Genomic DNA, 6,680 nt, shown 5'->3' on the forward strand with positions numbered 1-6,680 from the left:
TGCCTATTGATATGAAAGCCATTTCAAAATGATTTTTAAAACTACCTGCCCCTGCAAAATGATCGTAATCATCTTTTAAATGTATTACAAGCATATTTGAGTCTTCGTTGGGCATGTCTTTATTTTAGATTACTTCGGCATTGGCGACCATTTCAGTTAAAGTCGTTTACGGGCGATTAGCCGCGCTCACACCCGATTAGCTACGTCATCTGCGCCATTCTTGCACCAATACGCGTGATTCCTGCACCATACTGCGTCATATTGCGTTACTATAATTCCAATATACAGCAAGCACCCTAAATCCTATAACATTTGTATCGATTTTTTTAAGAGGCAGCGAACGCTTGCGCCATACACCTTTTTAGAAAGCATTCGCAAACACTTCGCTATCCGTCAATTGATAGACCAATCCGTATCGCGGTAAGAATACGAGATCAGCCGAATCCCCTTCGCCTCCATTACGCCCCTTCCCGATTTCAATACGAGCCGTATCGTCTGCGCTATCAAACGCAATCAGCAGCGTACTATCTTCGAGAATCGCTTTTGACTTCTTGACGGCATTCCGCGGTGGAGGCGCCACCGTACGAACGTCTTCGCCATTCTGCGTATTATCCTCTTCAGCTTGCGTAACAATCAATAACACGACTTGCTGGCGACCGATCATACGACGCAGTTTCTTGCTTGTATTCGCTACATCGCCGCCTGCGGTCTTACTCGTATTCGCCTCATAATCCATCAAATAGATTGGATCCAGTACTACGAAGTTAGCGCCAGTCTCGATAATATCCGTTTCCAAGTCGTCTACGGTGCGTGACGTAAGGCTCGGATCATCGGCGCCCTTAATGACGAGTCGACCGGGAATCTGCGCCATGTAATGGTCAAACACGTCCCATAACGCTGCTTCGTCGGATTCGCTAAGACTTGCGCCAAGCATCGCCAGGTTATCGAAACCTTCGTTATGATCGTCGCGGGTCCGGCCGGTAGCACCGAATCGAGCGCTGATAATCGATAATGCCCGGCACAACACTTCGTACGTAGACATCTCGAGCGACCAAATCAATGTGTTAGCGCCTTCAAACGCAGCATGAACGCCTTCCTCCAATGTAATAACCGACTTACCCCGGCCGGACTTCGCAAAGACCGCATACATATTGCCCGAATGGTAGTCGCCGATTACCGGGAATTTCGAAGGCCATCGCTTGCTACTTGTTCCGGCTTTACGTTTGGAGTATTCTTCCTGAAAAGCTGATTTCGCTGTTCGCATTTCTACACCCGAACTACGAACACTTGTACTTAGTTTAGCGCGATTTAGCTCGTCAATCAACTCTCCGGTAAAATTTTGTAACGGGGTACTGTCGAATTTTTCCTGATCTGTAACGTATCTCTCAAGAATCCGCACAACTTCGTTTTTACCGCGCTGTTCCTTCATCTTGGCAACTAAATACGTAGGAGTATCGCCATTTGGCGTGTATACGTCAGCAAACTCCGGAATTTCGTAAGTGACGGTATCGAGCGTAGGTATCTCGTTCGTTTGTTCATAGTGCTGGGCGCAAAACTCGTAAGTGTTTTCGAGTAGTTGCGTGGCCATGTCTCGTTGTACCAGTCCGCTAATCGTGAGTAACTTCGGGTCGCGGTTATCGATCAATTGCGAAATAAGGCGTGCTGCGTAATCTGCCATTTGCTACCTCCCAGGTATAAGTTAATTGTTAAGCGGTTTTTGCTATCTGACAAGGACAAATGAAATCCGCTTATTTTCCAGTGAACCCGTCGCTATTACTACGATCAGTACAATAGGTCAAAAGTATGTGTCTACTATTTGCGTTAATGACAAACTTCCGAGTGTAAATCTTATTCGATCTATTTTTATTTTCCGACCGAACAACACTATATATTGAGTTTAGCACATGCCAATATACTTTATATAGACGTTTTAGACGTTTCTAAACCTATTTGCCTACAAGATATAGGTTATCGTTGAATTAAGAAAAAATAACCCCTTGCATTGAAAATCAGGTCAAACAAATTCAAAAAGGCTGTAGTCCGCCTTTTGAGATATATTGAAATAAGGCGTTTTAACGTTTATGAGTTCAAAAGACCTTTTAAATAATTATGATCCATTCCTCCTAGGAGAAGGAAATTACTGTTTTCATCGTAATCCACGCTTACTTTCGCCAGTAAACGCAATCTCTACGCACTGTTCTTTTACTCGATCGGCTAGTCGTTGCTCTCCGAAAACCATCGCTAGTTCCTTCATTTCGATATTACTCGTATAGATGGTCGGTTTCCCTGCGGCCACTCGCGCATTCACTAACGTATGCAGGTGCGTCCGGAACCCTGGCGTCGCTTCCCGCACTCCAATATCATCGAGTACGATCAATTGCGCCGTCTGCGCCATCCTTAGTTCCGCAACAAACGCCTGCATTTCCGCCGAATCCTTACCGAGCGCAACCGCCAAGTTATACGATCCTTGCCACGCATTCACATCGAGAAAGTACGCGGGATTGCGATGATGCGGAAATCCTTTTAGTTTCGCCAGGTAATTGAGCGCAATGAACTCGTTAAGTAAGGCGCAAGCTAGCGTAGTCTTACCGGTACCTGGCGATGTCGAATGCAAGTATGCCGATCGTAAGCGGTAACCGTCCTTGAAGTGCTCGCGGAATCGTTCGGATAGGCGTTTTGCAGCGCGTGCTGCGTCGGCTTGCGTACCCAACATCGGTGCGTCTTGTGGCGTCAGATGGCGGTAATCCTGTGGGATATTCGCAGCTTGCAAGGCGCCTCCGATACCGCTGCCACCGTGTAATGCGATATGGTGACCGAGATATTGCGCCGGCGGGGTTTTCGCCGCGACTAAGTGGCGCAGGATTGACGTGGATGGGTCGAAACTTGGGGCTTGCGTCATTTAGCGTCCTCCTTCCATCGAAATCAAAGTTTTATCTTGATACTTTGTTTCTTGTAGTATTCAAGTACGTAATCCGGAGCAAATTCAAGTGAACTCCATGCGATAGATTTCATTTCATCGATATGATTCTTGACATAATAGGCATATGCCATCGAACTAACTCCGTAAATGCGACTTACTTCATTTTCGCCATTGGAGATACAAGCGGCATTCGGACAACCCTTCACACCTGTCCGCTTGTCCTTCCAGTGAAAGAGTCCGCATTTGGTACAGTAGAACTCACGTTGCTTCATAGTACTTCCGCCCTCTCAAATCAAGCTTTTATTTGCGTATACATTTGTATACATTCGGGTATAATAATAGTAATACCAAAGGAGGTTTTACCATGCCTGAAACATTTCGAAAATCAAAAATAGAAAAGTACTACACGTCACTACGCTTGCGAAAGTCAGTAATCCGACAACAGATCAACGGTGGCGGTACTATCACTTATACCGGAGTACAAATGAGTTCCGAAACCATCGCTAAACTACAGGGTGAACTCGCAGCGCTAGAAGTGGTCCTTGCTGAACTTGAGCAGCTGTTCGATCTGTATAACCCGAACGACCCGCAATCTCCGCCAGCCAAGTTGTCGAAAGACTAATTACTTCGCCTCACGCAAATTCGCCAACCTTTCGCTAGCCAACTGCCGCTGTTCCTCGCTCATTACGCGTTTCTTGCGCAAACTCACGCTAAGCCCCTCGACCATATCGCCTTCGACGCTAACTTCCGCCCCGTCCTCGCTAACCGACGCAACATTTTCGATTAGGTCGCCCCATTTGCGCATATGTGGCGGATACGTCGAGTGCATGGTCCAACGCTTAGTTTCCGCATTAAAGATAAGCACCGTTTCTTGTTCGGAACGTGGTACGCCCTTAATCGCCATATATTAGTAGCCCTCCGCAATTCTTTTAAAGTTTTCGGCGTTCTTCGCATCATACGCCACCAAGATATCGCCGTCAGTAAAGCCGAGGCGACCCATGATATGCGTAGCTAGCGCAACTACCTTGCAAGCGCTCTGTACCGGATATTCACGATTCGGCGAATAATCGAGTAGTTGTTCAAGCACGTAATCGTTGCTCAATCGGCGCCATTTATCGGTTTCAGCTTCGAACATGATCCGCGAGTATCCGCCGTCCATCGTAAATAACGCCGCCGGCATCCCGTCCATCCCCGCCAAGAAGTGCAGCAAGTCGATATACTCATCGATAATTCGCGCTCGATCATCGGCTTTGTGCTTCCACCATTTGAATGTTTCCGGAAACTCGTTAATAAGTTCGCCACGTTCGATCAGCAGCGCACTCAGGCGGGCATTATCGTTAGGTAACCACTTCGCCTTACTTAAGAACGCGTCATCGAGTTCCTTTTGGCGACGTTTGATGTATCGCCAAGTTTCGCGAGTTAATGGAAACTCCTTATTATTTGGCGCTTTATTCGGCTTATTCATAACCAATCCACCTGGCTTTCCGTAGTAGTTTCGCTGCCTTCGTCACTTTCGTCGCCCGACGCCGGCTTACTGACCGCTAAATACGCACGACTAAACGCATTTTTACGCCAACTCCACGCAAATCCGAAACTGAATCCGGGATATTGCGGAGACGGGCGGTACTGTTTTAACTCGAAATCGTACGCTAATGCCACGACTTCTGCGCCATACTTATGCAGCGCTTGCTTCATCATGCGAGATTCGGCGCCGTAATTGCGGAATGGTTCGTAGGGCAATTTAAGTACCGCCTCATGTCGCGCCTTGCAATAAGCGCCTAGCGTCGTCACCGTCCATTTCGAGTACGGTAGTTCGGCGTAGTTTGCGGTGGCCGGCGCTTTTCGCGTACCCTTTACGGGGCCTCGCGTTTGGGCGACAGTCATATCGGGGTTAGGGAAAGCGTCCATTGGCGTCACTCCTTCGTAGTATTAGCTTTGCGTATTTCATGCGTTTTGATTGCGCGATCATCGCGAGCCAGGCGCTCGAGTTCACGTTGGATATGGTCAATCGTTTGTTGTGCGGTCCAATCGCTGTGTTTCGCAATGATTCGTGTGTTGGCGATGATTGTCGTAATAGCTCCGTCCAATTGCGGTGTCTCCTTCCATCGAAGTCAAGGTTTTATTCGTTCACGAACTCTTTAAACGCAGCATAAGTTCCGCCCGACTCGTATTCATTTCCAAGTTCGTCTTCTTCTACAACAGGTTCTTCTGTGTCGATAACGCGGTAATCTCGTTTGATTGCAGCCAAGACTACTCGCTCGTCTCCTTCGAACCCTACTCCATCCGCCACCGTAAATTCTTGATCTACTTTGCGATTTTCGTATTCTTTTGTTGCGACATCAAGATCCTCGTAAATGCCGATCAGACCCTCTTCACTGTCGTAGACCATCCATAATTTCTTTTCCATCTTTATTCCTCCCATCGAAATCAAGGTTTTATCGTTGCCTTAAGTAACTCAACATGTTCGCCAGTAAATTCTGAAAGCATCAAGTTGGTCATATGCTCAATTCTTACATTTCGTTCTTGCTCAGACGCAAAAGGATATTCTTTGTTAACATGGTTTTGAGCGTGTGTTAACGCCGCACCGAACACGACACCAATCATAAAAATAGGATTTTTCTTCATCTCCACGTTCTTCACCCTCTCAAATCAAACTTTTATTCTTCATCGAAACGCTTGAAGTTTATAATGACCGTCGAACCTTTTGGATAACCGAAAGATTTTTCAATCTCGCCAGCAATATGTCTAATAGCATCTATATCGGTAATTTTTCGATCTGTCGTAGTTTCCGTGTGACCAAACCCAAAGCTATGTGGAGTTGTATAACTGTAAGACACGAAGTATTTTTCCATCTCATCATCTCCCTATAAAATTTACTTTTGATCGGCTTCAACCATCTTTGTGAACTTATGCGACGCCCAAATCAGCAGTCCAAACGTAATTCCCGATACCATTCCGCAAAGATAAACAAGCTCCGGTGCCAGTGTACTCATGCCTTCGCCTCCAATTCTTTAATGTGCAGCTTCAGCGCCTCAATTTCTGTGTCTTTTCGCTCTACAATCTGTATCAGTCGATTAACTTCCGCTGTATCACACGACCGTAAAAGTTTCGGAATATTCCGTAAATAATGCGCGTGACTCGCTTCCAGGTACAATTTATCCGATAGTTTCGCCATTACACGACCACCTCGCTAAACTCGCGCCGTAACACGCTAAACGTGCGCTTTGCCAATCGGCTTACGTGCATCTGCGATACTCCGATTACCTGCGCTACTTCCGTCTGTGTACGATCCTGCATGTGCAGCAATTCGAATACTTGTGCGCATTTCCCGCCTAATTCGCGACTCACGGTATCCACGGCGCGTTCTACGGCCATATCGCTGAAGTAATCGTCGAGCACCGCCGGCATGGCGTCTTCTAACGTATTCCCGCGCTCATATTCGTGTTGGAACGACAGTGGCGCCGTTTCCAGTAAGCGTTTAGGCATCGACCAATAACGAAGCCGATCAGTTACTGCCTGCCGCGCATGATTCGCAGCATACGTATTGATTGACGACTTGCTGGCGTCGTACTGCGGTAAGTGCTCGAATAGTTTCATTAGCGCAATTTGCGCTAGATCATCGACGGTGTCGCCTTTGTCCGCAAGCAGTGAAATCGACGATTGTAGCGATGGGATACGCAAGGTTTGGCGCACGGTGACGTCTAGTTGCGTCCAGTCTAATTGGTTAGCGTTGGTGGCGGTAGTTTCGAGTGTTGCGGTA

Annotated in this window: 13 protein-coding genes; 1 reads left to right on the forward strand and 12 read right to left on the reverse strand. The window is 47.1% G+C overall.

Going from position 1 to position 6,680, the window contains the following annotated elements:
- Positions 1 to 361: 361 nt before the first annotated feature.
- The 3 genes from BLD48_RS05985 to BLD48_RS05995 form a co-directional block, all read right to left on the reverse strand.
- Positions 362 to 1,429, reverse strand: a complete 1,068-nt coding sequence (locus BLD48_RS05985) for an AAA family ATPase (RefSeq protein ID WP_161487699.1) — start codon at positions 1,427 to 1,429, stop codon at positions 362 to 364.
- 717 nt (positions 1,430 to 2,146) lie between these two features.
- Entirely contained in the window at positions 2,147 to 2,899 is a 753-nt protein-coding gene (locus tag BLD48_RS05990; protein ID WP_071499381.1) for a P-loop NTPase family protein, read from the reverse strand.
- A 23-nt stretch (positions 2,900 to 2,922) separates the two neighbouring features.
- Positions 2,923 to 3,192: a hypothetical protein gene (locus BLD48_RS05995; protein WP_071499382.1), complete on the reverse strand. Its 270-nt coding sequence runs from the start codon at positions 3,190 to 3,192 to the stop codon at positions 2,923 to 2,925.
- 92 nt (positions 3,193 to 3,284) lie between these two features.
- Between BLD48_RS05995 and BLD48_RS06000 the strand changes: the two genes are divergently transcribed.
- Entirely contained in the window at positions 3,285 to 3,542 is a 258-nt protein-coding gene (locus tag BLD48_RS06000; protein ID WP_071499383.1) for a hypothetical protein, read from the forward strand.
- On the opposite strand, the gene BLD48_RS06005 is transcribed toward BLD48_RS06000, so the two are convergent.
- The 9 genes from BLD48_RS06005 to BLD48_RS06040 all read right to left on the reverse strand — a co-directional run.
- Positions 3,543 to 3,824 (reverse strand): hypothetical protein, encoded by a 282-nt coding sequence (locus BLD48_RS06005; RefSeq protein WP_071499384.1) that lies wholly within the window; start codon positions 3,822 to 3,824, stop codon positions 3,543 to 3,545.
- A gap of 3 nt (positions 3,825 to 3,827) precedes the next feature.
- Positions 3,828 to 4,385 (reverse strand): dUTP diphosphatase, encoded by a 558-nt coding sequence (locus BLD48_RS06010; RefSeq protein WP_071499385.1) that lies wholly within the window; start codon positions 4,383 to 4,385, stop codon positions 3,828 to 3,830.
- On the reverse strand, positions 4,382 to 4,660 hold the full coding sequence (locus tag BLD48_RS16165; protein WP_143082918.1) for a hypothetical protein: 279 nt from the start codon (positions 4,658 to 4,660) through the stop codon (positions 4,382 to 4,384). Before BLD48_RS16165 ends, BLD48_RS06010 begins: the two co-directional genes overlap by 4 nt.
- Positions 4,661 to 4,833: 173 nt before the next feature.
- Positions 4,834 to 5,007 (reverse strand): hypothetical protein, encoded by a 174-nt coding sequence (locus BLD48_RS16260; RefSeq protein ID WP_161487700.1) that lies wholly within the window; start codon positions 5,005 to 5,007, stop codon positions 4,834 to 4,836.
- A 32-nt stretch (positions 5,008 to 5,039) separates the two neighbouring features.
- On the reverse strand, positions 5,040 to 5,327 hold the full coding sequence (locus BLD48_RS06020; protein ID WP_071499387.1) for a hypothetical protein: 288 nt from the start codon (positions 5,325 to 5,327) through the stop codon (positions 5,040 to 5,042).
- A gap of 20 nt (positions 5,328 to 5,347) precedes the next feature.
- The gene (locus tag BLD48_RS06025) at positions 5,348 to 5,551 is read right to left on the reverse strand and encodes a hypothetical protein (protein WP_071499388.1); all 204 of its coding nucleotides are present in this window, start codon (positions 5,549 to 5,551) and stop codon (positions 5,348 to 5,350) included.
- A 26-nt stretch (positions 5,552 to 5,577) separates the two neighbouring features.
- Positions 5,578 to 5,772 carry a hypothetical protein gene (locus BLD48_RS06030; RefSeq protein WP_071499389.1) on the reverse strand — a complete coding sequence of 65 codons (195 nt, stop codon included), beginning with the start codon at positions 5,770 to 5,772 and terminating at the stop codon, positions 5,578 to 5,580.
- Positions 5,773 to 5,909: 137 nt separating this feature from the next.
- Positions 5,910 to 6,095, reverse strand: coding sequence for a hypothetical protein (locus BLD48_RS06035; protein ID WP_071499390.1), 186 nt, complete (start codon positions 6,093 to 6,095; stop codon positions 5,910 to 5,912).
- Positions 6,095 to 6,680, reverse strand: a 586-nt coding sequence (locus tag BLD48_RS06040) for a sigma-70 family RNA polymerase sigma factor (RefSeq protein ID WP_143082919.1), incomplete at its 5' end; no start/stop codon positions are given. The genes BLD48_RS06040 and BLD48_RS06035, both read right to left, overlap by 1 nt.

This window comes from Exiguobacterium sp. KRL4 (genome assembly GCF_001870785.1).
In the GTDB taxonomy this organism is placed as follows: domain Bacteria; phylum Bacillota; class Bacilli; order Exiguobacteriales; family Exiguobacteriaceae; genus Exiguobacterium_A.

Excerpts from the sequence above, each read along its gene's own strand:
- BLD48_RS05990 (WP_071499381.1), bottom strand. The coding sequence starts at position 2,899 with ATGACGCAAGCCCCAAGTTTCGACCCATCCACGTCAATCCTGCGCCAC.
- BLD48_RS06030 (WP_071499389.1), bottom strand. The coding sequence starts at position 5,772 with ATGGAAAAATACTTCGTGTCTTACAGTTATACAACTCCACATAGCTTT.
- BLD48_RS06020 (WP_071499387.1), bottom strand. The coding sequence starts at position 5,327 with ATGGAAAAGAAATTATGGATGGTCTACGACAGTGAAGAGGGTCTGATC.
- BLD48_RS06035 (WP_071499390.1), bottom strand. The coding sequence starts at position 6,095 with ATGGCGAAACTATCGGATAAATTGTACCTGGAAGCGAGTCACGCGCAT.
- BLD48_RS06000 (WP_071499383.1), top strand. The coding sequence starts at position 3,285 with ATGCCTGAAACATTTCGAAAATCAAAAATAGAAAAGTACTACACGTCA.
- BLD48_RS05995 (WP_071499382.1), bottom strand. The coding sequence starts at position 3,192 with ATGAAGCAACGTGAGTTCTACTGTACCAAATGCGGACTCTTTCACTGG.
- BLD48_RS06005 (WP_071499384.1), bottom strand. The coding sequence starts at position 3,824 with ATGGCGATTAAGGGCGTACCACGTTCCGAACAAGAAACGGTGCTTATC.
- BLD48_RS06010 (WP_071499385.1), bottom strand. The coding sequence starts at position 4,385 with ATGAATAAGCCGAATAAAGCGCCAAATAATAAGGAGTTTCCATTAACT.
- BLD48_RS05985 (WP_161487699.1), bottom strand. The coding sequence starts at position 1,429 with ATGAAGGAACAGCGCGGTAAAAACGAAGTTGTGCGGATTCTTGAGAGA.